The organism is Eubacteriaceae bacterium Marseille-Q4139 (assembly GCA_018223415.1).
Taxonomy (GTDB): domain Bacteria; phylum Bacillota; class Clostridia; order Lachnospirales; family Lachnospiraceae; genus CABSIM01.
The window spans coordinates 796,056-821,814 of record JAGTTQ010000001.1 but is presented as its reverse complement, the minus strand read 5'-3'; the positions used below and the strand labels follow the sequence as shown (position 1 = coordinate 821,814).

The window sequence follows — 25,759 nt, the reverse complement described above, 5'->3', positions numbered from 1 at the left end:
TAGAAAATGAAAATGACCGGAAAATAGCAGTTTCAGATCACGGGAGGCGGAAAGAAAATGAAAAAAACAGTCAGGATGATCTGTGCCCTTGCGGCGTGCGCCATGATCGTTTCTGGATGTACGTCGAAGACGGGGACGGAGGAAAGCAAGGCCGTGCAGGCGGGAGCCGTCGGGAATGAAACGAAGGAGGAGCCGTCGGCCGCAGGGCAGGAGAAATTGGCAGAAGAAGAAAAAGAACCGGCTGTGGAGCTTGATTTGGAAGGCAAAGCGGAACAAAAGACAGACGCCGGGGACGGCAGAAAGGCCGGGGAAGCCGCACCTGCCGAACCAAAGAAGGCAGACGGGCCCAGGGAGGCTGAAGCCAAGGTGGTGCCGGCGAAGGAAGCGCCGAAGCCTGTGCCGGCTGCGGAGCCGGAGAGGCCGAAAGAGCCAAAGGAAAAGCCTGTGCCGGCTGCGGAGCCAGAGGGGCCGAAAGAGCCAAAGGAAAAGCCTGTGCCGGCCGCGAAGCCGGAGGGGCCGAAGGAAAAAACGGAGACGCCTGCCGGAGAGGCGGGGCCGAGAGCGTTAAAAGAAGCGCCTGAAAAAGACGGGCCGAAGAAAGCGGAGCCAAAGGCCGGGCCGGAGAAGAAAGCAGACGGACCCAAGGCGGCCAAGGAACCGGCCGGGCCGGGAAAAGAGGCTGGCCCGAAAGCATTGAAAGCGGAGCCGAAGGCCGGTTCGGAAAAAGAACCGGCGCCTAAAAAGCCAGAGCCGGCAAAAAAGCCTGGCATCGCAGAGCTTGGAAAAGTCGGAGATGACGCCGGTTTCGTTCTTCTGTCTGAAACGGCGGCTTTGCCGGAAGACTTCCTTTCGTTCGAGCTGAAGGCGGCAGGAACGGAAGAAGAGGCGTATTACAGCCTGGCCACGGGCTTTTCTAAAAATGAAACAGAACAGTACGCCGAAAAGGTAAAACAGCTTTTTTTAGACTGCCGGTGGGATGCTCTGGCAGAGGAGATCCGTTTTCCGGCAATGATTGACGGGACAGAGGTCGGGACAAAAGAGGACTTCCTCAAACTGGATCTGGAAAACGGCCTGAACCCATACTTTTTTGTGGAGCTGGAGGAGGAAACCTGCCGGGAAATGTTCTGCAATTACCAGGGGATCATGATGGGAGCCACCGGACGCGTGTGGATTGCCGATGTGCCGGTGGGGAACGGGTCTTCCAGAGGCCTGAAAATCATTGCTGTCAACGGCTTAAAGGAAGACTTTGGCCTTCCGGGAGGCGTTTCCATACGGGCAGAAGAGAATGACATCACGCTAGGCGGCATGACTCTGATTTTAGAAAACGAGACAAATCTTGACATAGCCTTTGGCGGAGACTACAAGCTCCAAATCTGCGATGAGACAGGCGTCAGAGATTTGGAGCCGGTGAGCGATACGGCCTGGGAGGATATTGCCTGGACGCCGCGGCGCGGCGAGCCGGTGCGCCTGGAAGTCAACTGGGAGAGCCGGTACGGGAAGCTGGAGCCGGGAACCTACGCCATTTCAAAGACGGCAGTGGATCTGTCGGCTGAGGAAGGCCGGGGAAGCTGTGAGCGCAGCTTCTGGTTCACGATTGGAGAAACAGCCGGTTAAGGCATGACATGGTACAGAAGAAAAGTCCGAAGCAGACCGGAAAAATCTGCCTCGGACTTTTTATGCGTTTTTTCTCTTATATTCCGTCCCCCACGCCACCATGGCATCCAGAATCGGCTTTAAGCTGTATCCCGTCTCCGTCAGTGTATATTCCACCCGCGGCGGAACCTCTGCGTAAACCTTTCTTGTGAGAAGGCCGCTGTCCTCCATCGAACGCAGGTTGGCAGTCAGCACCTTCTGCGACACATTTCCGACGGAGCGCTTTAGCTCCCCGAACCGCTTTGTCCCGTCCAGCAGATCCCGGATAATCAGCACCTTCCAGCGGTCGCTGATGAGCATCAGGGTTGTCTCCACCGGGCAGGCCGGCAATGTTTTATCCATGTAACCCCTCATTTCTTATAAAAGTTTCTTTTTGATACTTAGAGTAAATTAGATATCTGCTTTCCATATCGGCTTTACAGCTCCATTTTACATGAAACAAGTGAAAAAGGCAATAGAAACCTTCCATGATTACCTGCCGGTAACTATGCCACAATATTGTGCGTACTTAACAGGCGGAACATGGACAGCTATAATAGGCTCAGAAACCGAAAAACAAATCAAAAATGGAGGTAATCATGATGAAAATTACAGTTGTTTGTGCAAATGGAAAAGCAGGAAAGCTGATTGTAAAGGAGGCCATGGACAGAGGGCTCGACGTCACGGCAGTCGTGCGGGGGGAGAACCATTCCGCGGCAGAAAAAGTCATCCGGAAGGATCTTTTTGAGCTGACGGCGGCAGACCTTGCCGGCTTTGACGCGGTCATTGATGCTTTTGGCGCATGGACGCCGGAGACGCTCCCACAGCACAGCACGTCCTTAAAGCATCTCTGCGACATCTTAAGCGGAACCGAGACGCGCCTTCTGGTGGTCGGCGGCGCCGGGAGTCTTTATGTAAACCCGGAGCACACCGTGCAGGTCATGGACGGCCCGGACTTCCCCGATGTTTTTAAACCGCTGGCTTCCAATATGGGAAAGGCGCTGGAGGAGCTCCGCGCCAGGAATGATGTGAAATGGACATATGTGAGCCCGGCAGGAGATTTCCGGGCGGACGGCGCGAAGATCGGAAGCTATCTTCTGGGCGGCGAGGAACTGGTGTTAAATTCCCGGGGCGAGAGCGTAATCAGCTACGCAGACTATGCGGCAGCTATGGTGGATGAAGCCGTAAACGGGAACCATATTCATGAGAGAATCTCGGTTGTAGAGGCATAAAAAGATTGGGAAAGGCCCTCTGTCTGGAAAGATTTCAGGCAGGGGGCCTTTTGAGTAGAAGAAAGAAGCCGGATCAGAAAGCATTGGTTTCCCTTGCAGGTCTTTCACCGGTGCAGGCGGGGATTTTCACCTGGAACAGTCTGTGCGTCAACCGGCTGCCATTCGTTTCAGTAATGGCAGACTTGACCTTAGCACATTATTAGATGTATAATTATTCTTATTATCAATGCGAATTGGCGTTTCCATGGCGTTAAGCAGCGGCGAAAACCTGCCCCTGCGATGCAGCCGATTTACATAAAAAGGAAAAATAAAATGCGAGGAAAAATGATTATGAAAAAGCAAAAGCCGAAACAAAAAATTCCGGAGCGGCTTCTCTGCCTGATGCTTGCTGCGGGAATGGCGGTTTCTCAGCCGGTATCTCCTGTTTTTGCCCAGGAAACCGCTGATGGACAGGGAAAACCGGAAACTCTTGTGGGAGAACTCTGTGTTTATACTCAGGGACAGGGCGTCCACAAGGCAGATGCGGCGCTATACGATGAAACCATGATCCTGGTGTCGCCCCAGACAGCGGCTGCCCTGGCTGACGCAGAGCTGGTTGATGGGGGAAACGGACAATTCGAGTTCTGGCGGGATCATTACGTGGTACAGGTGGATACGAACACAGGGGAAATTGGCATTGGCCTTTCCATCAAAAGGGAAACGGCCAGCAGACTCTATCAGAACGAGAAGTTTACCTTGCAGGAAGTCCAGTCCGTTCGGTTTGGAAAAGAGAAAACAACCGTGATCCCTCTGGAGCAGATCCTTTATCTTCTGAATGCCCAATGGCTCTGCGCGGAGGACTGCGTATATATCTATAACCCGCCGGAAACCCTTTGGAACGTGGTGGGCGGCCTTTGGGAGATGGATGGGGCCCTGCCCTCCCCGGCGGAAATCCTGGGGGATACGGTGTTAAAAAAATGGGGCAATTCCTTTAAATATGGGCTGCTGGCCTTTGCGGATGAGGTAGCCCCGGAATATCTGATTCCCATAGTGGGGGACGATTACTGGGGGCGGCAGAAAATGGAGGAAGCCCTTCTGACGCTGGCTGTTCCCTGTGAAAACATCATGGGAAGCCTTCAGGAGAAAACCCAGAATGACAGCAGCAAATTTATCAGTGACATCAGCGGAATGGCTGGCGATATTTCGTCCCTGGGCGGCGGGGCTGTTTCCGTGGCGGATAAGCTCACCAAATCGGTCACAGCCTGGTCGGATGTCAAGATACCGGACGGGATTTCCAAAACCTTTTCCGGGGTTGGTTTTGCGGCAAAGATGGCAAAGGCCATTGCTGCTGCGGGGCGGTACGAAAGCTGGGGAGAAAATTATCGGAACCAGCTGGAATATCTGTCCAAAGTGAAAAACGATACGTATGCCGAATACTGTAAGGATCTGAACAAAGTGGCCGGGTCTCTTTCTAAGGAGTACGGAGATTACGCAGGAAATGTCACAAAAGAAGTGTTGGAAACCATGCTGTCCAGCCTGGGCGGAACATTTCTGGATACGACCCCGGCAGGGCTGGTGTTCTCCTCCTATGATCTGGCCCACACCTTTGTAGAGGCATATATTCCGGCGGCAAAAACTGCCCAGGCTGCTGGGGATAACGCGTCTGCCGCCATGCGGCTGAACGATTTGGCTGTCCTGATGCGGGCGCAGTATGGGGATGAAATTGTCCGTGTCGCTCAAATGGGAACGCTTAATAGCGCCGAAGATGTGGCCCAGCTTCGGTCCATCGGTTCTCTGATGATGGCGGCATCCGCCCACAGTCACGATTCCCTTTACTCCGCATGGAAAAACATGTATCTTGCCGGGCATTCGGATGCAAGTGAGGAGGAAATCCGTCAGAACGCCGGAGAAACCATCACCATGGATGCGCTGGCTGGCAAGCTGATCCAAAACCAGACCAGCATTACACGGTTTGAGGAAACTTCCCAGTATGATTCGAGCCTGCTTCTCTACGGGGACATGGAGAATTTATACAGCGAAACAGACGGAGCACACCGGGAAAAGATTCCGCCGGAGTATGTGAAAATAAAGGAACTGCCGGTCTTCTCCTCCAACATCGCCGAATACCAGGGAACGCCGTATGTGCGGTACAGCAGCGGCAGCCTGCCCGGCCTGGCCAATATTGCAGTCGAGCCCGCTTCCTATGACGATATCTGCGGAATTGCGTTCTATGAGGATCGTCTGTACTATGCCTGCAAAACTACTGGCACCAGCGATATCAGTTCCGCTATTTATTCCTGCAATCCTGACGGCAGCGACCAAAAACTTCTGGCGGACTGCCCGTATGGCTCCGGCAATGCAAACTGCACAGCATTCATGATTCAGGATGGGCGGCTTTATTATGGGTTTTCCGGGGAAAACTTTGTCGATCTGAATACCGGTGAGACAGGAAATTCTGATTCCGGAGCTGATTTAGAGGCGGCTAACCGTTTTGTAGAGCATAAGGCAGCTTCAGTCGTTTATGCACAGAATGGGCTGTATTTCCGCGGAGAACTCAACTATCAGCAGGGAATGAACGGTGACCGAATTTATTTTGCAGGCGAAGAAGATGAAACAGAAACCATAGTCTATGAGGATTCCTCGCTTCGGCGGATCAATATCGAGATGGTGACACCGCAGGAAATCTATTTCAGCGCAGACAAGGGCAGTGACTGCCTGCTGATGAAACTCGATCTGGAAACCGGAGAAGCGGAGCTGCTGGACAGCCACCCGGAAGCAGGCAGCGGCGGATACTTTGCATGGTAGCATCATCACAGGATAAAAAGGAGAGGTTGTAATGAAAAAACAAATGGCGATCTTGCTGGCAGGAATGCTGGCAGCGGCGCTGCTTTTAAACGGCTGTGCCGCTGGGGAAGGAACCCCTCAAAAAGCGGAAGAGACGGAGAGCATGCCGGCGGAAATGAATTCTGAGGCAGAATCCGCAGACAAAGAAGAGGAGAGCGTCGAGGAAACAGAGGCGGAAAGCACGGCCGCAGTTTCAGAAAGTGCCGAAAGCCGGATCTCGCCGGTGGCCACGCGGCAGGAGGCATTAGACCTTTACGACAAGGCTTTTGCCGAGCATGATTTCGCGTATCTGCTGGCCGCGTGCATTGAGCCGTACGGACAGCGAAATGTAGTTTTTCTGGCGCCGGGCGGCTCGATGTCCGAGGAAGCATACTGGGGAGAGTATGACGATTCCCAGGGGCGCTATTACGATATCGGTGTTTTTGAGAGCTATTCTTCAGAGATTACCGCCGAAACGCAGGTTGAGGATACGAAAGCCATTGAGGAAGAGCTGCTTCAGGCCTACGGCTATTCATGTACCGTCGAAGAGGCTTACGAGGTGACGTATAATCGCATGGCTTCTGGTACGGAGGGAACTGCCGTCAATGAAGGATATCGTGCCCAGATGGTTCTGGTGGACGGCAGCTGGTATATTTCAAAGATGTGGTGATGAAAAAGCGAGTATCCAGCAGTGAAAACAGGGGGCAGACCGCAAACGCTGCGGAAGCCCCCTGTTTTTTGCCTGCCGGTTTTCATTTTTAGTACACCAGATCTGCCAGGATCCATTGTTTTGCGGAACCCATGAACTCCGGCAGAGATTCCACAGAAAATTCTTCATATTCAAAGCTGGACCATTCGTCATATTGTTCTCCATCCTGGTCATAACTGGTGCATGTAAGCGGATAACCATCTTCGTCATAAGTGAATTCCGTCCATGCGCCATAGGCATCTTCCCGACGAACAATATTTCCGGACTCGTCATAGCTGTAAGTCCAAACGCTGCCGCTTTCATTCCCTTTGGAGTCCAGCTTGATCTTTTTCTCAAGCAGACCAGAATCATCGTAGTTCCAGGCATACCAGTAATAAAGGAGGCTTCCATCGAGGGATTCGGATTTGTATTCCATAAGCCTGCCGGATTCATCAAAGAGATACGTTACCTGATAAGACTGGTCTGCCGGAAGTTTAAGAAGGGTTCTTCCGGCTTCGTCAATCTCATAAGTACACTCATCCACTGTTTCTAAAAGGATGTTATCTGGCGTGTACCGCTCAAAGCCGTCGTACAGCGCGGTTTCCGTATAGATAGGCGCATAGTAAGAGCTGATCTGCCCGTCCAGGTCGGTACGGTGGATGTATTCTTTTGCCAGAAGCTTGACAGTGGAGCCGGAAGCGGCTTCTTTTTCAGAACTTGAAGCTTGTTCCGGGCTTTCCGTGCTGCCGGGCTCCTCAGAAGATACGCTGCTTTCATTTGATACAGCTTGAGTCAAGCTGTCAGATGTTTCGGTGCTGCCTGCGCCGCAGCCCGATAAAGAAAGCAGAAATACACAAGCGAGAACAGGTAAAACTTTTTTCATACGCATTCATTCCTCCCAGAAGATAAAATTTTTGAATTCGCATTATTGACATGACTAATTATAACTTTAATAATGCGATTTAGTCAAGAGCATACGCCAGGAACACAAACATAAACGTAACAGAAAAGGATGCGTCCGGAGCTGGAATGCAGACGGAGGCTCGATTCAATAATCAGCCTTTGTATTTGAAGTTTGCGGTTACGACATCATTGTGGGAAATGCGGGTGAAAGGCTTGATTTTACTGGGGGGGGGTGATATGCTTAAAGTATCATACCGCCCCTTTTTTAAGGGCCAGTACAAAGGAGGAATGGTTCAGTATGAAAAGAAAAAAATGGCTTGCCAAAGTGTTGGCGGCCAGCATGGCCATGTCGCTCTGCACATCTGAACTGCCGGCTTTCGGGCAGGTGGAAACGACAGAAAACGTGAGGAAAGCAACGGACAGCAATGCTTCCTATACAGAAGGGAGCACACCTAAGAGGGCAACGGCAAGCAATGCCAGGCTGCTTTCTGCGAAGAAAGCGAGTGAATGGGACACGATGAGCGGCCTGACACTCGACATTGTATCCCCCTATAACCAGCGGAAAAAAGCTTCGGATCTGGAACCGTCAGTGAAGGTATTCCTGTTTGGCAATATCTCTGGCTGCGGGAATACAAAAGGCACGCTTCTGGAACTAAAAACCAAGGCAGAAATTATTCAGGCGGATTTTTATTATCTGGACATTTATAAGAATTCTGTCGAGGAAATCCAGAAACAGGGGGAAGAAATCCTGAAACTTGGGGATCAGATTCTTCTGTGCGCCGATGAAGACGGAACGAATAAATATGGAAGTACCGCGACTACAATTTTTGGCACAGGCTTTCGGATGCCCCTGGTTTTAATCATTGGTGAAGAAAATGAAACGATTGCATGCAGAGAATTCACCACATCCGCCGCGGACTTCGCAGACTGGATTGAGACAAATATTAAAACAGCATATCCGGAATGCGTAGAGGAAAATCTTGCTGTTAGAACGGACACGCTTTATATGTATGAAGGCATGAGTCGCCGCTTCCCGTTAAAATCAAGCGGAGGTTCGGTTCTTTATGAGAGCAGTGATGAAGCAGTGGCGGAAATAAACGAAGACGGAACTATTACGGCAAAGAAACCGGGTACTGTGACTTTAAAGGCATTTTATGGATCAAAGGCCGGTACGGTTACGCTGCATGTTTTAGAGGAAGAAGATCCTTACTACACGGACAATGAATGGGAGGTTCTCAAGCTGGTCAATGAGGCAAGGCTTGAAAATGGTAAGGAACCGATCAGCATGATGCAGGATATGCAGAAAGCAGCCCATGTGAGAGCCAAGGAACAGCTTTTGCTTTACAGCCACACCAGACCAGATGAAAGCTCTTACAGCACAGTTCTCAGTGAGGCTGGGCTCAAGGGAGGAAGCTCCGGGGAGAACATTGCAAGTGGCTATGGTACGCCGGAACATGTGATGGAAGGCTGGATGGAAAGTACCAAGCACCGGGCTAACATCCTGAATTCTGGATATACCCACATCGGAATCGGAGAAGAGAGCCGCAAATGGGTACAGGTATTTTTAGAATGCGGGTATTCCCAGACAGTTACGGGACTCGTAAAGACAGGGCAGACGCATTTGGAGGCAGGAGAGGATTTAAGCAGCCTGGATTATTACATTACAGTCGAGTGTCCGAGATGCGGAGAGGCTGTAATTCCGGTGGTGGATGGAATGTGTACAGGCTTTGATTCCTCAAAGACAGAAACGCAGCAGGTGACTGTGAAACTGGGGAACTGGAGCGAAACCTTTCAGGTGACGGTGGATGCGGCAAAGAAGCCGGTGACAAAAATCCAGCTCTCGAAGTCATCGCTGTCTCTGGAAACAGGAGCGGAAAGCAAGCTGACCGCATCAATTGTACCATCGGATGCGGACGACAAGCGGATTCAGTGGAGCAGCTCTAATCCATCCGTGGCATCGGTGGATGCCAACGGTACCGTAAGGGCTGTGGCACAGGGACAGGCAGACATCTATGCTGCCGCCATGGATGGCAGCGGCGTTCGTTCTTCTGCCTGCCATGTGACAGTAGAGGATCCGGTGCAGGCTGTGACGATCCGATTGGATAAAAAAGCCCTGAATCTTCGGGAAGGCACGACAGAGAAACTTACGGTGTCCCTGTACCCATATGATGCGGATAAAACGGCGGTAGAGTGGAGCAGTTCCAACCCGGATGCCGCATCTGTCAGCGCAGACGGACTCGTGACGGCGAAAAAATCCGGAACAGCTGTAATTAAAGTAAAAACAACAGATGGCAGTAAACTGGAGGCCTCCTGTGATGTCATTGTTTACGGGAAGAATGTGGAGAGCGGCCTGAAACTGCCGTCGGAGGAAGAGGTGCGCGCTTATTATAAGGCCCATCCATTTAATCTCAAACGGAGCGTTACCTATGACGAAACACCGGGAACCAATCCTTATAAAGCCGGTAGCCTGAGCAGTACGTCCAGAGCTGACGGACTGAATGCTCTGAATCTGGTTCGCTATATTGCCGGGCTTTCCGAGGTGGGAATCAATGCTGAGTATGAGGAGCTTGCCATGAAGGCGGCGATCATCAACGCGAAAAACGGTCGCTTAAGCCATTACCCAAGTCAGCCTGGAGACATGCCGGACGACTTCTATGTGGCTGCAAAAGAGGGAGCCGGAAGCTCGAATCTGGCATACGCAAGCTTTAATACGAATCTGGCTTATTCCGTCATCAATCAGTGGATGAATGACGGTGACAGCAGCAACATTAAGGATGTGGGGCATAGAAGATGGTGCCTGGATCCGAATATGGAAGAGACCGGTTTCGGCTTTTACAAAAACTACTCGGCGATGTATTCGTTCGACGGGAGCGGAAATACGGCGAATGACGTAAATTACGTGGCATGGCCAGCAGGAAATACGCCGAAGAGCGTGATGACAGGTCCATGGTCGGTGAGCCTTGGACGTCTGTTTGCAAGACCGGACGAAGGAAACATTAAAATCACAGTGACGAATGGTTCCCAAAAGGCGGTTATCAGCAAGGGACAGGGAACCATGTATATTTCCACCAAGGGATACGGCGATGGGGATTGCATTATTTTCCAGCCGGGTGTTTCGTATTCGTCAGGAGATACGGTACAGGTGACAATTTCTGGCCTTCGTGATGAAAAAGGCGATGAATTGGAAATTTCCTATTCCGTAAACTTCTTTGACATGACAGTAAGCTCCAGCAGCGGAGGTGGTTCCAGTTCCAGTAGCGGAGGTGGTTCCAGTTCTGGCGGCGGAGGTGGCTCCAGCTCCAGCAGACGAAGCACTTCCGTATCCATCAGCACAGGAAATGGGCTTCCGGAATATGTGATTCGCGGTTCCTGGAGCCAGAATGCAGACGGTCAGTGGAGCTTTTCCGATACGGCAGGTGTCATGTATAGGAACGCCTGGGCGGCAGTGGAGAACCCCTATGCCAATACAGCGGCAGGCCAGCAGGCCTTTGACTGGTTCCGGTTTGATGAGAACGGAATCATGATGACAGGATGGTTCCATGATGCCTCCGATGGATTCTGGTATTACTTAAATCCGGTTTCCGATAATACAAGAGGACGTATGCTCACAGGATGGGCCCTGATCGATGGAAAATATTACTACTTTAACCCAGCATCAGACGGACACCGCGGCCGTATGTATGCAAACGAGACGACACCGGACGGCTATCAGGTAAATGCGGACGGCGTCTGGATCCAATAGTCGCACGGCGCGCTGAAAGTTTACGGCTTCTTACACTTGACAAATCCCCCCAATTCCTCTAAAATCAAGAGGAATCCCCAAAGCCGCCATTTTAGCCGGCCTTTTGGGAACCAGAATAAGAAACGGCGATGAAGAGGAAAAGTAAGCGAGAAGCGGCATCCCAGAGAGGGGAGAATGGTGAAAATCCCCATGTGCGCGGCGCCGAAACCGGCCTTTGGAGCCCTGTATGAGAAATGCAGCGTATTCCTGCGTTAAAGGAAAAAGAGGAGAGTTCCCGGGCTTCGGGAGCTAAATTGGGTGGTAACGCCGGCTGTCGGTCCCTTTGGGGGCTGGCAGCCGTTTTTTATTTCCGCCCCGGAGAAAAATTGAGGAGAGAAGATCATGGCAAGAGAAAAGAAGATGGTGGAGGCCATTACCTCCATGGAAGAGGATTTCGCCCAGTGGTACACGGACGTGGTGAAGAAAGCGGAGCTTATTGACTATGCAAGCGTAAAAGGCTGTATGGTAATCAAGCCGGACGGCTATGCGATCTGGGAAAACATCCAGCATGAGCTGGACAGACGCTTTAAAGAGGCAGGCGTGCGGAACGTCTACATGCCGTTATTCATCCCGGAGAGCCTGCTCCAGAAGGAAAAAGACCATGTGGAAGGCTTTGCGCCGGAGGTGGCATGGGTCACCCATGGCGGCCTCGAACCGCTCCAGGAGCGCCTCTGCGTGCGTCCGACGTCCGAGACGCTGTTCTGTGATTTCTATGCGAAAGACATCCATTCCTACCGCGACCTGCCGAAGGTTTACAACCAGTGGTGCTCCGTCGTGAGATGGGAAAAGACGACGAGACCATTCCTGCGCTCCAGAGAATTCTTATGGCAGGAGGGCCACACGGCTCACGCCACGGCCGAGGAAGCCGAGGAGAGAACCATCCAGATGCTGAACCTCTACGCGGATTTCTGTGAGGAAGTCCTGGCGATGCCTGTCATCCGCGGCCAGAAGACCGATAAGGAGAAATTTGCAGGCGCCGAGTCCACCTATACCATTGAAGCCCTGATGCATGACGGAAAGGCCCTTCAGTCAGGCACGAGCCACAACTTCGGCGACGGCTTCGCAAAGGCCTTCGGCATCCAGTATTCCGACAAGGACAATCAGTTAAAATACGTCCATCAGACGTCCTGGGGCATGTCCACCCGTCTGATCGGCGCCATCATCATGGCACACGGCGACAACGAGGGCCTTGTGCTTCCGCCGCGGATTGCACCGGTTCAGGTTGTGATCGTTCCGATCCGCCAGCAGCAGGAGGGCGTTCTTGAAAAGGCCCGCGAGGTGGAAAGCGCGCTGTCCAACTTCCGCGTGAAGGTGGATGATTCCGACAAGAGCCCGGGCTGGAAGTTCAGCGAGTCCGAGATGCGCGGCATCCCGGTTCGCATCGAGCTTGGCCCGAAGGACATCGAGGCAGGCCAGGCCGTCCTGGTGCGCCGCGATACCCATGAGAAGATGACCGTATTCCTGGATGAAATCGCAGAGAAGGTGGGCGAGCTCCTTGAGACCATCCAGAAAGACATGTTTGAGCGCGCAAAGGCTCACCGTGACAGCCACACCTATTCCGCAGTGACTATGGAAGAGATGAAAGATCTGGCCGACAACAAGCCTGGCTTTATTAAAGCCATGTGGTGCGGCTGCCAGGAGTGCGAGGAAAAATTAAAGGAGACCGTCGGCGTCACCTCCCGCTGTATGCCGTTTAAGCAGGAACAGCTTTCCGACACCTGCATCGTCTGCGGCAAGTCGGCGAAGAAAATGGTTTACTGGGGCAAGGCATACTAAAGCGAGGAACGGATGAGAGAAGAACGATTTACTGTCCGTGATCTGGCCGAGGGCGGCCTGTTTACCGCCCTCATTGCCGTCGGGGCATTCATAAAGATCACGATCCCGGTGCAGCCGGTGCCCATGCATTTTACGCTCCAGTTCTTTTTCGTGCTGCTGTCCGCCTTTCTTTTGGGAAGCCGGCTCTCAGCGGCATGCGTGTTCACGTATCTTGTGATCGGGCTTTGCGGCATCCCCGTGTTTGCATCGGGAGGCGGGCCGGCCTACCTTTTAAAGCCCACCTTCGGCTTTCTTCTGGGCTTTGCGGCGGCCGGCTTCGTGACAGGAAAGGTTTACGAGGCGAAGGACAGGCGGACATTCCCGTGGCTTTTGTTTTCTGCCGTCTGCGGCATGCTTTCCATGTACGCCTGCGGGATGGCGTATTTTTACGGGTGCAGCAACTATGTCCTCCATGTGGCCGTGGGCTGGCGGCTGGTGTTCATCAACTGCTTTCTATTAACGGCGTGGGGGGATTTTGTGCTCTGTGTGCTGGCGGCAGCCCTGGCAAGACGGCTGATTCCCGTTTTTCGCAATATAAAATCCGAACGGAGGGAACCCCAATGAAGATAGAAGTGCCGCAGGAGGTCGAGTGGATCATAGGAAAAATCCGGGAACATGGCTTCGAGGCCTTTGCCGTGGGCGGCTGCGTCCGCGACACGCTGCTTTCCCGCACACCCGGCGACTGGGACATCACGACTTCTGCCGAGCCGGAGGAAATCAAGCGGATCTTCCCGCGAACCGTGGACACGGGACTTCAGCATGGCACCGTCACCGTCATAAAGAACCGGAAGGGATACGAAGTGACAACCTACCGGATCGACGGCGAATACCATGACGGGCGCCACCCGGATTCGGTGGAATTTACGAAAAACCTCACCGAGGATTTAAAGCGGCGGGACTTTACCATCAACGCCATGGCGTACAGCCATGAGACAGGGATTGTGGACGTGTTCGGCGGGATGGACGATTTAAAGGCCGGGATCATCCGGTGCGTCGGGAGCCCAACGGAGCGGTTCTCCGAGGATGCGCTCCGGATTTTAAGGGCTATCCGCTTTTCCGGACAGTTAAATTTTGAAATTGAGGAGGAGACGCTTAACGCCGTCGGGGCGCTGGCGCCGAATCTATTAAAAGTCAGCAGAGAGAGGATCCAGACGGAGCTGACAAAACTCCTGTTATCGGATCATCCGGAGCGTCTGATTCTCACCGAAAATCTGGGAATCAGCCGGTACGTGGCCGACGGCCTCCATGAAATCCTGACGGAAGGTGAGCGGCCCGGGGAAAAAAGCGAGGGACTTTTGGCATATCCGCGCTGTCTCATGGGAACCTCCTCCCTTCCGGCAGAAAAGTCGATGCGGTGGGCCGGTTTCCTGCGGTTTACGCCTCCCAATGATGTCCGGCGCTTTTTAAAAGGGCTCAAGCTTGACAACGAGACCATTGGGAATGCAAAAACCATGGCGGAGGGCTTCCAGACGCCTCTTCCGGAGGCGAAAACGGCCATCCGGCGCATGGCGAGCCGGATGACGGAGTACCAGTTTGAAGGTGTCCTCTCCTTAAAGTCCATGGAGGAAGCGCTTCCAGGCTTTCCAGGGCCGAAGACGGCGGCCGCGCTTTCTGCCCTCTGGCAGGAAATCCTCGCGTCAGGGGACTGTCTTAGGATGAAAGACATGGCCGTAAACGGCGGCGACCTGATTGCGGCCGGAATGAAGCCGGGAAAGGAAATGGGAAGTACGCTGGAATATTTATTCGGCCTTGTGCTGGAACATCCGGAATACAATCAAAAAGAATTTCTGCTTGACCTTTTAAAGAAAGGCGGCGCGCATGGCTGACTGGCCGGCGCGCCGCTTTTTCCAACTTGCCCTCATATTTCGGCCATGTTTTTCATACCCTAGAAGTAGCTTAGATGGGATATGGAGGGACGCACGTGAACGATTGGAATACGGAGGTTATCGGCCAGTATGAGCTTGAAGTGGAAAGCTTGAGGAAAGGCCGCGGCGCGTGGATTTTTGAGACGGACCGTGGCCTTAAGCTTTTAAAAGAATATAAGGGAACCGTAAAGCGCCTGGAATTTGAGGAAAAGGTGTTAAAAACCGTGGAAGAATGCGAGAGCCTTCAGGTGGATCAGTACATGCGGAACCGGGAGGGGGAGCTCATCTCCCTGGCCGAGGACGGAACCAGGTTCATCGTCAAGGACTGGTTTTCCGACCGGGAATGCGATATCCGGGACACGAGGGAAATCCTGTCCGCCATCCGCCAGATCGCAGTCCTACATAAGCTCCTTCGGAACATCCCGGCGCAGGAGGAATGGAACTTAAAATCCATGATCTCGCCGCCCCTGTACTCCGCCATGGAGCGCCACAACCGCGAACTGAAAAAAGCGCGGGCGTTCATCCGCGGAAAACAGAGGAAAAACGAGTTTGAGCTCTGCGTCATAGGGAATTTCAGCATGTTTTACGAGCAGGCGGTGGAGGCCTGCGAAAAAATGCGGGAACTGTTTGACCAGGAAGGCGGCGCCCTGTGCGGCAGGTACCATGTCTGCCATGGGGAGCTGAACCAGCACCACATCCTGATGGGCAGGACGTATGTGGCCGTGACGGAATTCAACAAGATGCACCTGGGGCTCCAGACCGAGGATCTCTACTATTTCATGCGGAAAGTCATGGAAAAGCATGACTGGGACAGACGGCTCGGCCTTTCCATGTTAGAGGCATACGAGCGGGTGCTGCCGCTTTCCGACACCGACCGGGCGTGCCTGTACTGCCTGTTCCTGTATCCGGAGAAATACTGGAAGCAGATCAACTTTTATTACAATGCCAATAAGGCATGGGTGCCGGCCAGGAATGCGGAAAAGATAAGAAACCTGGAGAAACAGCAGAAAGGGCGGGAAGAATTCCTCTCCTGCCTGCTCTGATGCGGGAATTTCATCCCAAAATGCCGCAAAAGTCAGGAAAATACATGCTTTGTCCGGCGTCGTGTCTTTGACTTTTCCCCCTGCATGTATTATAATAAGGACATGGTTTCACGGAAAAGGCCGGAAGCTTGAGATGAATATAGCGAGGGGAGTTAAGCAATGAAGGATTACAAGAAGATCTATCAGGAATGGCTGGAAAATCCGTATTTTGACGGGCAGACCAAAGAAGAGCTGCGCGCCATCGCAGACGATGAAAATGAGATCAAAGAGCGGTTCTACATGGACTTGGAATTCGGTACGGCAGGCTTAAGGGGAATCATTGGAGCCGGCATCAACCGGATGAACATCTATACCGTCCGCCGGGCAACCCAGGGCCTTGCAAACTACATTATCAAGCAGGGCGGCGCAGATAAGGGCGTTGCAATCGCATACGACTCCCGCCGGATGTCGCCGGAGTTTGCCATGGAAGCGGCCATGACCCTGGCGGCCAACGGGATTAAGGCATATAAATTCGAGTCCCTGCGCCCGACGCCGGAGCTGTCCTTTGCCGTGCGCGAGCTGGGCTGCATCGCCGGCATCAACATTACGGCCAGCCACAATCCGCCGGAATACAACGGCTACAAGGTTTACTGGGAGGACGGCGCCCAGTTTACCCCGCCCCATGACAAGGGCGTGACGGAAGAAGTTCTCGCCATCGAGGATCTGTCCACAGTGAAGACGACGACCGAGGACGAGGCCGTAAAAGCCGGAAAATATCAGGTAATCGGAAAAGAAATTGACGACAAATACATTGCACACGTCAAGGCCCAGGTGGTGAACCAGGAGGCCATCGACCGGATGCAGAAGGAAATCACCATCATCTACACGCCGCTTCACGGAACCGGAAACATCCCGGCTAGGCGCGTGATGAAGGAGCTTGGCTTCGAGAACGTCTATGTGGTGCCGGAGCAGGAGCTTCCCGACGGCAACTTCCCGACGGTCAGCTACCCGAACCCGGAGGCCGAGGAGGCGTTCGCGCTGGGGCTTAAGCTTGCAAAGGAAAAGAATGCGGATCTTGTCCTTGCGACGGATCCCGATGCAGACAGGCTCGGCGTATATGTAAAGGATACGAAATCCGGCGAGTACATCCCGCTTACGGGCAACATGTCCGGCTCCCTGCTTTGCGATTATGTACTGAGCCAGAAACAGGCCAAGGGTGAAATCCCGAAAGACGGCCAGGTTATCAAGTCTATCGTGACGACGAACCTGGTGGACGCCGTTGCAGCCCACTACGGCTGCGAGCTGGTGGAGGTTCTGACCGGCTTTAAATACATCGGCCAGCAGATCTTAAAGGAAGAGCAGACAGGAAAGGGCACCTATATGTTCGGTATGGAAGAGAGCTACGGCTGCCTGATCGGCACCTACGCCCGCGACAAGGATGCTATCTCCGCTACGGCTGCGCTCTGCGAGGCTGCCGCTTATTATAAAGAAAAAGGCATGACACTCTGGGATGCCATGGTTGCCATGTATGAGAAATACGGCTACTATAAAGACACGGTGAAGTCCATCGGCTTAAAGGGCATTGAAGGCCTTGCAAAGATCCAGGAGATCATGGAGAACTTCAGAAAGAACCCGCCGAAGGAGCTTGCCGGCTGGAAGGTGGTTTCCGCCAGGGATTATAAGGCCGACACCATCACCGATCTTGAAACCGGCGCCGTAAAGCCCACCGGACTCCCCAGCTCCAACGTGCTTTACTATGACATGACCGACGGCGCATGGCTCTGCATCCGCCCGTCCGGCACTGAGCCGAAGATCAAGTTCTACTACGGAATCAAGGGAACATCCCTTGAGGACGCCGAGGCGAAGTCTGCAAAGCTTGGCGGGGAATTGATGGATATGGTGAATAAGATGCTGTAAAAGTATCGGATCGTTGAGAATGTATGGACTGTGCTGTTGGCATGCAGTTGCCTGTCAAAGCACAGTCCTTTTGTATAAACGGCTGAAATAGGATTACTTGTGGGTGGATTGAGGACAGGGTATGTTAAGAATCGGTATTTGTGATGATGATATGCAGTATGCGGAATGGTTAAAATCCGAAATAGTACGATTGGCAGGGGGCGGCGTTGAGGTTTATCTTTATAATTGCGGGGAAGACATTCTGGAAGATGCAGATTTGCAGCATGAACTCATAATTTTAGATATGGAAATGCCATTCCTGGATGGTATTGATGTTGCAAATGAGATCAGGAAAGAAAATAAGAATGCGGTACTGGTATTTATATCAGGAGTCAGGACACCCACTCCGGCAGCATTCAAAGCAGCTCCATATCGCTATCTTCTAAAACAATTTAAAAAAGAGGAATTTGAAAAAGAAATCACGGATATTTTGAAAGAAGTCAGAAGAGTTTTCAGCGATGATTGTATATTATGTGAGAGTAAAGGAACGTATTTGCATGTAAAGCTCAGAGATATTTACTATATTTCAATTATACGGGACGGGTGCGAAGTACATTTTGAAGATTACAGGGAAGAAAAAAGCAGAAGATGGATTTTAAGAAAGAAATTAAAAGATATATCGAATGATCTGGAGAAGAAAGATTTTGTATATATTCACAATAGTTATATGGTCAATTTATACAATATAAAGACTTTCTCGAAAAAGGAGGTTACATTAAAGGATGGAACGGTACTTGCGGTTTCACGGGCAAGATACCGTGCATTTGAGGAGCGGATCTTCGATTATTGGGGAGGCAAGTATTGACGCATGGGAATCATGAAAGAACTGTTTGTCACCGGCGGAAATATCGCGGAAGTTTTTATGGCATTTCTCTGGTGCAGAACCATTTTGGAAACAAGGCTGAAGAAACGATATGTGTTTTGGACGGCAGGGATTTTATATTTTTTCTGCTATCACATGCCGGGGAGCGGCATGATGAATTTTGTAAAGATGGCCGGATTTTACGCCATTATACTTCTTCTGTTTCGCGGGGGAATTGCACAAAAATTATATATGACAATGACTGTATTCGGTATTTTTTCTTCGGGCATCTATATTCGTACATTATGTGCAGAACTTGGAAAAATGCCGTATAATGCCGCACTTTATAGCAGTTGTATTATGATTGAAGCCGTATTATTTTTAGGCATTTCTTTGCTGATCGGGGAAGCGAAAAAAACAGAAAACTATGGATGGATCGGTTTGATATTTTCCTGCATGTGGGGAATAAATATGGGGTGGATGCGTCTTGCAGTTGAAAGTCCGTTTTCTTTGAATGGAAAGAATCAGCATTTTCTGATCGCTGTTTTTACAGGTGTAAATCTTATATTGTTTCTATATTATGAAAAGAATTGCTTTCTTCAGGAAGAAATAAAAAGGAAAACATTATTCATTGAAAAGTGTGAACTGGAACAGAGGCATTTTCAGCGGTTGGAACAAATTTATCATGAATTTAAAGGACTGACGCATGATATAACAAGGTATTTAAATGTTCTTACAGCCATGGAAGCGGACGCAAAGGGCGATAAGAAAATGGGTGGAGAATCCGCCGTTTCTCTAATAGACGAGATAAAGGAACGGATTTTAGGAACGGAGCAGTACCTATACTGTGCACGGCCTGTACTGAATTCTATTTTAAATGAAAAGAAAAAAACGGCGGATGAAAAGCAGATAGATTACGAAGTTTTCGTTGAAGCGGGATTTGATTTAGAAAGAATGAGCGATTTTTCACTGATAGGAATCCTTTCAAACCTGATAGATAATGCCTTAGAGGCAGCAGAAAAAGCGGATAAGGAAAAGTGGATAAAGATTTGCATGTATCGGATAAACGAGGAAAAAAGTTTTATTAAAATTGAAAATAGCATCGCTGCGGGAATAGATGAGGAGAAAATGCCTGAAACGGTTTATGGATATGGTTTGAAAAATGTACAGAGGCTTGTGGAAGAAAACTGCGGAGTTATGCGGATAGAGAAATTTGAGAAGGTGTATCGAGTGGAGAGCATTATTTAAAAATACATAGAGCCATGCAAAAATCGTCAAAAAATGAACCAAATTTGTCATTTGCCAGAAAATCAGTAAGTAATATGATATTCTTGTTGAAAATATTGGATATTGACAAATGGGGGGATTTAGACAGTGAAAAAGTGGAGTAAATGTATCCTATTCTGCGTGTTGCTGATGGGTATGATTTATGTGAGTGCATTCTATGAGAAAAGAAAAGCTCTCCCTGATGCGGCAGACAGAATATACGCATTATCGCAAATTTGGAAGAATGCATCGGAATACTACGCGTTTTGGGATCAGACAGATGACGGGCTAGACTGGGATGCCGAATATCAATATGCGTGCGACAGGGCCCTTCAGGCAGGTACTGCATACGAATACTATTGCGTTTTGCAGGAATTTACTGCCAAATTAAAAGATAATCATGCGGACATTTTGCTGTCGGCTCCGGAAACGGTTGAGTTTGGAAGACTGCCCTTTCATGTGCAATATATTGAAGATCAATATGTGGTAGATATTACACAGGACGGCAATAAGGCGCCATTGGGAGCGGTTCTCTATCAAATCAATGGACAGGATACGGAGGAATATCTGGAAGAAGTATTTGGAACACGTATAGGGCTTCAGACGGAGTTGGCGAGACAGCAAAAACTGGCAGAACTATTCATTTATAAGGGAGAGATCGGAGAAAAGCTGAAATTAGAGTTTTACGATAGTAGCCGTATAATAGAAAGCACTATAAAACGCCAGAAATTTTACAGCAGTAATTCGGTCTTTCGATTAGAAAGGAACATACCATATAAAGAACAAGTGTATGTATCCGAGGCATTTGAATTATACAAGTTAGAAAACGATTTGGTATATTTGAATGTGAAAGGCGCTTTAAATGAGGAAAAGCTGAGGGAATATGAAAATGAAGTGATAGGCAGAATGGAGAGAGGAAGAGGAGTCATTGTTGATTTGCGTTTCTCAACAGGAGGGAATGCAGGAATAGGAAACAGCATATTAGGAAGCATTGTAAACAAAGAACTGCCTCCGGGAAAATTTAAGACGACCATTACAGCAGGCTGTGACATTTCACTTTATAAAGGAAACCCGGACGCGGAAGGAGAAAGCTGGTGGGAACGGGGATTTCAGATGGATAGAAAGCGATTTCAGCTTACATCAGAGCAGTATGCAGAATTTTTGAATACTGTTTTAAATCAGCCAGGCGAATACATCTATGATTTGGACAGGAACAGGATAGAAAAGAAGAGAAAGGAAGTACCGGCTGCTGTGCTGATCAGCCATACGACAGGATCTGCAATAGACAACTGTGCAGCATCATTAAAGTCTGCCGGAATCCCGCTTGTAGGCACCAGAACGAGCGGGGGTACGGGAATGGTGCTGCCCGTAGATTTGGGAAATGGATGGACTTGGGGATTTTCTATCAATCATCCGCTGACGCCGGAGGGGGAGGAAATCAATAATCATGGAGTTAAAGCATCCTATTATGTAGAGCAGAAGTATGATGATTTTCTTAATGAGATTGATTCGCAATTAGTATTTGCAATGGATCTGTTGAAAGGAATTGAGGAAAATCCGTGAGGGAACGATATTAAAGCTGCTGGATCTTTTAGATCACAGAAAAATCCCCCGTCCCACTGAGAATTTGATATGCTCCCTTCTAGGTAGACAGTTGAAATAATAAAACTGTTTATCAAGGAGGGAGCATTTCTTATGCGTAAATATTCTGCTGAAGATAAATTACGAATGGTAAAGCTTATTTTGGAAGCTAAACATAGTATTACATCTGTATCAACAGGCGAAGGAATTCATCCTACTACTTTAGAAGAATGGATTCGTAATTATCAGTCTATGGGTTCAGAAACCTTTTACAACAAAGGATGGACCAAAAGAACTTCTGCCGAGAAAGAGATTGCCGTACAAGAGTATCTTTCTGGTCTTGGTTCACTACGTGATATTTGTAAAAAATATAAAATTTCCAGTACTCGTACACTCAGGCAATGGATTGCGCTGTATAATGGTCATAAGGAACTGAAGGCTTCCAGAACAGGAGGATGTAGTCTTATGACCAAAGGAAGAAAAACAACGTTTGAAGAAAGAGTGGAAATTGCATCCTACTGCATTTCCCATGGCCATAACTATGCTGAAACATCAGAAAACTTTAAGGTGTCCTATCAGCAGGCACGAAATTACACTATCAAATACGAAACAGGCGGAGTTCCTGCATTACAGGATAACCGCGGCAAAAGAAAATCGGAAGATTCTCTTACAGAGGTGGAAAAGCTTCAAGCGGAGTTGAAACTGGAAAAAGCCAAACGGCAACGTGCAGAAATGGAGTTATCATTCTTAAAAAAATTAGAGGAAATCGAAAGGAGGCGGGGCTGAGCCTGATCCGCCACGAGCATATCTATCAGGCTGTCAAAGAAGAACAGAAAGAACACGATTATCCGATACAGGAGCTTTGTAAGATTGGCGGTGTTTCAAGGGCGGCTTATTACAAATGGCTGAACCATGAAATGTCAGAGAATGAACAGGAAAACCGAAAAATTGCGGAACTGATAGAAAAAATCCACATAGAATCACCTGATAAGGGTTATCGCAGAATCCGTGATGAGTTGGAGCGTTACCATGACATTGATGTAAATGATAAACGTGTTTTGCGCATCTGCCGGAAACTTGGTATCAAATCCACCATTAAATATGCAAACGATAGCTGTACAAGACAGGCTGCAAATCCACAGTACATAGCCGAAAATATCCTGAATCGTGAATTTACGGCAGAAGCTCCGAATGAAAAGTGGTTGACCGATGTAACGGAATTTCATTACTATATCGGAAATGAAAAGCACAAGGTATATTTAAGTGCAATTCTTGACCTGTATGACCGAAGAATCGTATCCTACCGTATTGGAGACAGTAATAGTAATGCATTAGTGTTTGATACCTTTGATGATGCAGTCAAAGATAATCCTGATGCACATCCAATGTTTCACAGTGACAGAGGCTTTCAATACACCAATAGAGCCTTTCATGCAAAACTTGAAGCAGCAGGGATGATGCAGAGCATGTCCAGAGTAGCAAAGTGTATCGATAATGGACCAATGGAAGGATTCTGGGGAATTCTAAAACGGGAGCGTTATTATGGTAAACGATTTATGGACAGAGAATCACTGGTGGTCATGATAGAGAAATATATCAATTACTATAACAACAGACGTTTGCAGAGGAAGCTTGGTATAGTAACACCAATGGAGAAACACGAAAAATATTTACAGGCAGCGTAAAAATCTGCCAGCAGGTGATACCTACTGGCAGAAAAAAATTATATTTTTTTGATTGTCTACTTGACGGGAAGCAGTTCAATTTCAGGGGACAGGGGATTTTGCCAGCATTTTAGGAAACCCAGGCGCCGCTTTCGTCAAGCTGATACCCATCAACAACAGTGTCAGCGAGCATCATGCCCTTAAAGCCATTGCCCGCCTCGTTGAAGTAGTACCAGGTGCCGTCGATTTCTCTCCAACCCGTTGCCATAGCGCCGGTTGCGGGATCCAGATAGAAATAGTTTCCGTTGTCCTTGAGCCATCCGGTCGCCATGATTCCGTCTTTTCCGAAGTAGTACCAGACGGAGCCAATTTCCAGCCATACGTTTTCGGCGCGCGTGCCGTCACTGTAATAGTAGGAATACATTCCGTCCGCAAGCTTCCAGGAACCGCCGGCCGGGGACTTCGGGAGGTCGCTCTCCTTTACGATGCCGGAGCGCGGGCCGCTTCTTCTGGAGGAGCTGCCGCCGGAGGACGGTTTGTCATCGGAGGAGCCGTCACCGGAAGACGGCTTGTCGTCAGAGGAGTCATCGCCGCCGGACGGTTTGTCATCGGAGTTATCACCGCCGGAAGACGGCTTGTCGTCAGAGGAGTCACCGGCGTCGGAGGGCTTGTCATCGGAAGAATCGCCGCCGGATTCCGACGAGGAACCTTTGACATAAACGGTTCCGAGCTTTGTGGTAAAGAAAGTAATGAGGCCGTCTTCATAGTCCACCGGGCCCTGCTCGATTCCGTCGCCGGAAAGCTTGTCGGAAGTCTTGTGAACCTCGTCGTATTCTTCCGGAGCAGCAATGGAAATAAGAAGCGGAGTCTTAAGTGTGGAGATGGTGTCCTCAGAGCCGTCCGCCATGGTAAGCTTGCCGGAAAGCTCAAATTTCAGCTTCGTGGCGTTGCTGGCCGTCGCAAGGCTGGTATGGAACAGGGTAATCGTTTCGGCTTTCCCCTTTCCTGCCACATAAGCCAGAAGGTGCGCGCCGGTCACATCGGCTACAAAATCATCCATTTCCACATTAACGGCAAATTCCTCATCGAAACGTGCCAGTTCCTCGACGATGGCATCCAGCTTTTCCACCATTTCTGCATCGAGATCGCTGGCTTTCACATCTTTATTTAAAATAGAAGCCCGAAGCTTTGCCATGGTTAAAGCGGCCAGCTCGGAGTCTTCGATTTCATCCGCCGCCGGAAGGGTGTCAGCCAGGTCTTTGAACTCGGTGGCATTGGACGGTGTTGCAATAAATGCAGGGTCAGCGCCTTCCTCAGCGAGAACAAACGTGCTGAAGCTGGTGACGGTGAATGTGACCGTGTTGTCGCTGTTTTTAGTAAGCGGGAAGATCACATCGTAAGTCCCGTCGGCATGATAGTGAAGAATCTGGAAGAAATCCGGATTGATGCCGGCAGGAATCGGGAGCGTAATCTGAACCGGCACTTTTAACGTCCCGGCCGCACCTTTCAGGGAAAGATCCACCTGGACGGCATTGCGGTACGCCGTATGGTCGACAACGACCTCTTTTTTCGGCTTGGACACGTTAAAGGTGACAGCATCGCTGTTTTCTGCGGCATTGAGTCCCGCGCCGACAACCTTGATATCGTCCTCGTTCATATCGACATCAGAGCTGATCTGCGTGCCCACCGCAATGCCCTTCTGTTCGGTGTAGGCAGCTTCCAGCTCCGCAATTTTATCGAGGACATCGGCATCCGACTGCATAGCAACCTGAACCTTCTTTAAATTGGAAGATAAGGTATCAGGCGCGTTGAGGATGGCTTCCTCGCTCTCTAGAATGGCGTCAAGCTGGTCTGAAATGAGCTTATTTTCTGCATCCGCACCGTAGGGAGTTTCACAGAAGATTGTTTCACCATGGTAAAACTTGGAAGGCGTATTGCTGATGACGCGGACGGAGAACGTGTATTCGACGTCCGGATCCGTAATGTACCTTGAAAAGTCGTAGCTTAGCTGCGGGGTACAGTTACCGCCGGTGATCCTATCTCCGTCGGCATAGAGACCATAATTATAGCCTTTCACATATTCGGCATTCTCGGCCGGGGCATTCCAGCAGGCAGTTGTTTCTTCCCACCTCAAATTTGTGGCGACGCCGAGAGGAGATTCGGGGCGTATGTAGTCCCAGGTCTCGGAAAAGTCAGACCATTCGCTGTCCAGAGTTTCAACATTGTCTCCACGGGCCATGACACGGAATTTGTAGCTTCCATCATCTGTCAGACGTATGAGAAAACTATTGTTTTCATGGTATTCCGGCTTAAAAGTAGCAGAATACTGGTAGGTATCGGAGTAATATAACTGATCCTCAAGATAAACTTCTACCGAATATCTCCCACCGGCTTCCTCCACGCGCTTCCACTGCATCATCGCCTCTTCGCCCTCTTTCCACCGCACTTCCTGCGGCGTTCCCAGCTTCGTTGCGGCAACAGCGCTAAATGCCATATTAAGGGACAAAAACACCGCCGCTGCCGCGGTTAAACTTCGTTTCATACTCAACCTCCTTTTATATTGATATGTATTGCACAAATCGGGCAATTTGCACAAGTTCATTATAATACCGACGAAAAAGTTAGTCAATAAGTACCGGGGGGGGGGTATTTCAGAAAATTTCAATATTTTCATATGAAAATCACCCCAAAACAAACCAAACAGCATCCCACAATCTCCGCTGAAACCTCAAAAACAAAAAAAGCTTCTG

General features: G+C 50.0%; 18 protein-coding genes and 1 other annotated feature. Of the genes, 15 read left to right on the top strand and 3 right to left on the bottom strand.

Annotation, left to right across the window (positions count from 1 at the left end; translation table 11 throughout):
* Positions 1-57 precede the first annotated feature (57 nt).
* Positions 58-1,614 carry a hypothetical protein gene (locus tag KE531_03970; GenBank protein MBR9952786.1) on the top strand — a complete coding sequence of 519 codons (1,557 nt, stop codon included), beginning with the start codon at positions 58-60 and terminating at the stop codon, positions 1,612-1,614.
* A 60-nt stretch (positions 1,615-1,674) separates the two neighbouring features.
* Here the strand turns inward: KE531_03970 and KE531_03965 are convergent, their stop codons facing one another.
* Positions 1,675-1,995, bottom strand: coding sequence for a helix-turn-helix transcriptional regulator (locus tag KE531_03965; GenBank protein ID MBR9952785.1), 321 nt, complete (start codon positions 1,993-1,995; stop codon positions 1,675-1,677).
* Between the two features lie 239 nt (positions 1,996-2,234).
* Here KE531_03965 and KE531_03960 point away from each other — a divergent pair, with 239 nt between their 5' ends.
* The 3 genes from KE531_03960 to KE531_03950 all read left to right on the top strand — a co-directional run bounded on the left by KE531_03960 (position 2,235) and on the right by KE531_03950 (position 6,336).
* On the top strand, positions 2,235-2,864 hold the full coding sequence (locus tag KE531_03960) for an NAD(P)-dependent oxidoreductase (GenBank protein ID MBR9952784.1): 630 nt from the start codon (positions 2,235-2,237) through the stop codon (positions 2,862-2,864).
* Positions 2,865-3,194: 330 nt separating this feature from the next.
* A complete protein-coding gene (locus KE531_03955) occupies positions 3,195-5,648 on the top strand; it encodes a hypothetical protein (protein MBR9952783.1) in 2,454 nt (817 codons plus the stop codon).
* A gap of 31 nt (positions 5,649-5,679) precedes the next feature.
* Positions 5,680-6,336, top strand: coding sequence for a hypothetical protein (locus KE531_03950; protein ID MBR9952782.1), 657 nt, complete (start codon positions 5,680-5,682; stop codon positions 6,334-6,336).
* A gap of 88 nt (positions 6,337-6,424) precedes the next feature.
* Here the strand turns inward: KE531_03950 and KE531_03945 are convergent, their stop codons facing one another.
* Positions 6,425-7,237: an RHS repeat protein gene (locus KE531_03945; GenBank protein ID MBR9952781.1), complete on the bottom strand. Its 813-nt coding sequence runs from the start codon at positions 7,235-7,237 to the stop codon at positions 6,425-6,427.
* A 318-nt stretch (positions 7,238-7,555) separates the two neighbouring features.
* Between KE531_03945 and KE531_03940 the strand changes: the two genes are divergently transcribed.
* The 11 genes from KE531_03940 to KE531_03890 all read left to right on the top strand — a co-directional run bounded on the left by KE531_03940 (position 7,556) and on the right by KE531_03890 (position 23,030).
* A complete protein-coding gene (locus tag KE531_03940; protein ID MBR9952780.1) occupies positions 7,556-10,999 on the top strand; it encodes an Ig-like domain-containing protein in 3,444 nt (1,147 codons plus the stop codon).
* Between the two features lie 119 nt (positions 11,000-11,118).
* Positions 11,119-11,324, top strand: a binding site (T-box leader).
* Positions 11,325-11,380: 56 nt separating this feature from the next.
* Complete coding sequence (gene proS, locus KE531_03935; protein MBR9952779.1) at positions 11,381-12,814, top strand: proline--tRNA ligase; 1,434 nt, start codon at positions 11,381-11,383, stop codon at positions 12,812-12,814.
* A 12-nt stretch (positions 12,815-12,826) separates the two neighbouring features.
* The gene (locus KE531_03930) at positions 12,827-13,417 is read left to right on the top strand and encodes a biotin transporter BioY (protein MBR9952778.1); all 591 of its coding nucleotides are present in this window, start codon (positions 12,827-12,829) and stop codon (positions 13,415-13,417) included.
* The gene (locus KE531_03925; GenBank protein ID MBR9952777.1) at positions 13,414-14,679 is read left to right on the top strand and encodes a CCA tRNA nucleotidyltransferase; all 1,266 of its coding nucleotides are present in this window, start codon (positions 13,414-13,416) and stop codon (positions 14,677-14,679) included. The genes KE531_03930 and KE531_03925 overlap by 4 nt, the downstream gene beginning before the upstream one ends.
* A gap of 95 nt (positions 14,680-14,774) precedes the next feature.
* Complete coding sequence (locus KE531_03920; protein ID MBR9952776.1) at positions 14,775-15,761, top strand: spore coat protein CotS; 987 nt, start codon at positions 14,775-14,777, stop codon at positions 15,759-15,761.
* 159 nt (positions 15,762-15,920) lie between these two features.
* Positions 15,921-17,657 carry a phospho-sugar mutase gene (locus KE531_03915; protein MBR9952775.1) on the top strand — a complete coding sequence of 579 codons (1,737 nt, stop codon included), beginning with the start codon at positions 15,921-15,923 and terminating at the stop codon, positions 17,655-17,657.
* A 121-nt stretch (positions 17,658-17,778) separates the two neighbouring features.
* Positions 17,779-18,501, top strand: a complete 723-nt coding sequence (locus KE531_03910) for a response regulator transcription factor (protein ID MBR9952774.1) — start codon at positions 17,779-17,781, stop codon at positions 18,499-18,501.
* Between the two features lie 3 nt (positions 18,502-18,504).
* Positions 18,505-19,746, top strand: a complete 1,242-nt coding sequence (locus KE531_03905; GenBank protein ID MBR9952773.1) for a GHKL domain-containing protein — start codon at positions 18,505-18,507, stop codon at positions 19,744-19,746.
* Positions 19,747-19,872: 126 nt separating this feature from the next.
* The gene (locus KE531_03900) at positions 19,873-21,327 is read left to right on the top strand and encodes a hypothetical protein (GenBank protein MBR9952772.1); all 1,455 of its coding nucleotides are present in this window, start codon (positions 19,873-19,875) and stop codon (positions 21,325-21,327) included.
* A 132-nt stretch (positions 21,328-21,459) separates the two neighbouring features.
* Complete coding sequence (locus KE531_03895) at positions 21,460-22,131, top strand: transposase (GenBank protein ID MBR9952771.1); 672 nt, start codon at positions 21,460-21,462, stop codon at positions 22,129-22,131.
* Positions 22,101-23,030 (top strand): IS3 family transposase, encoded by a 930-nt coding sequence (locus KE531_03890; GenBank protein MBR9952770.1) that lies wholly within the window; start codon positions 22,101-22,103, stop codon positions 23,028-23,030. Before KE531_03895 ends, KE531_03890 begins: the two co-directional genes overlap by 31 nt.
* Positions 23,031-23,139: 109 nt before the next feature.
* On the opposite strand, the gene KE531_03885 is transcribed toward KE531_03890, so the two are convergent.
* The gene (locus KE531_03885; protein MBR9952769.1) at positions 23,140-25,551 is read right to left on the bottom strand and encodes an N-acetylmuramoyl-L-alanine amidase family protein; all 2,412 of its coding nucleotides are present in this window, start codon (positions 25,549-25,551) and stop codon (positions 23,140-23,142) included.
* Positions 25,552-25,759: the final 208 nt, after the last annotated feature.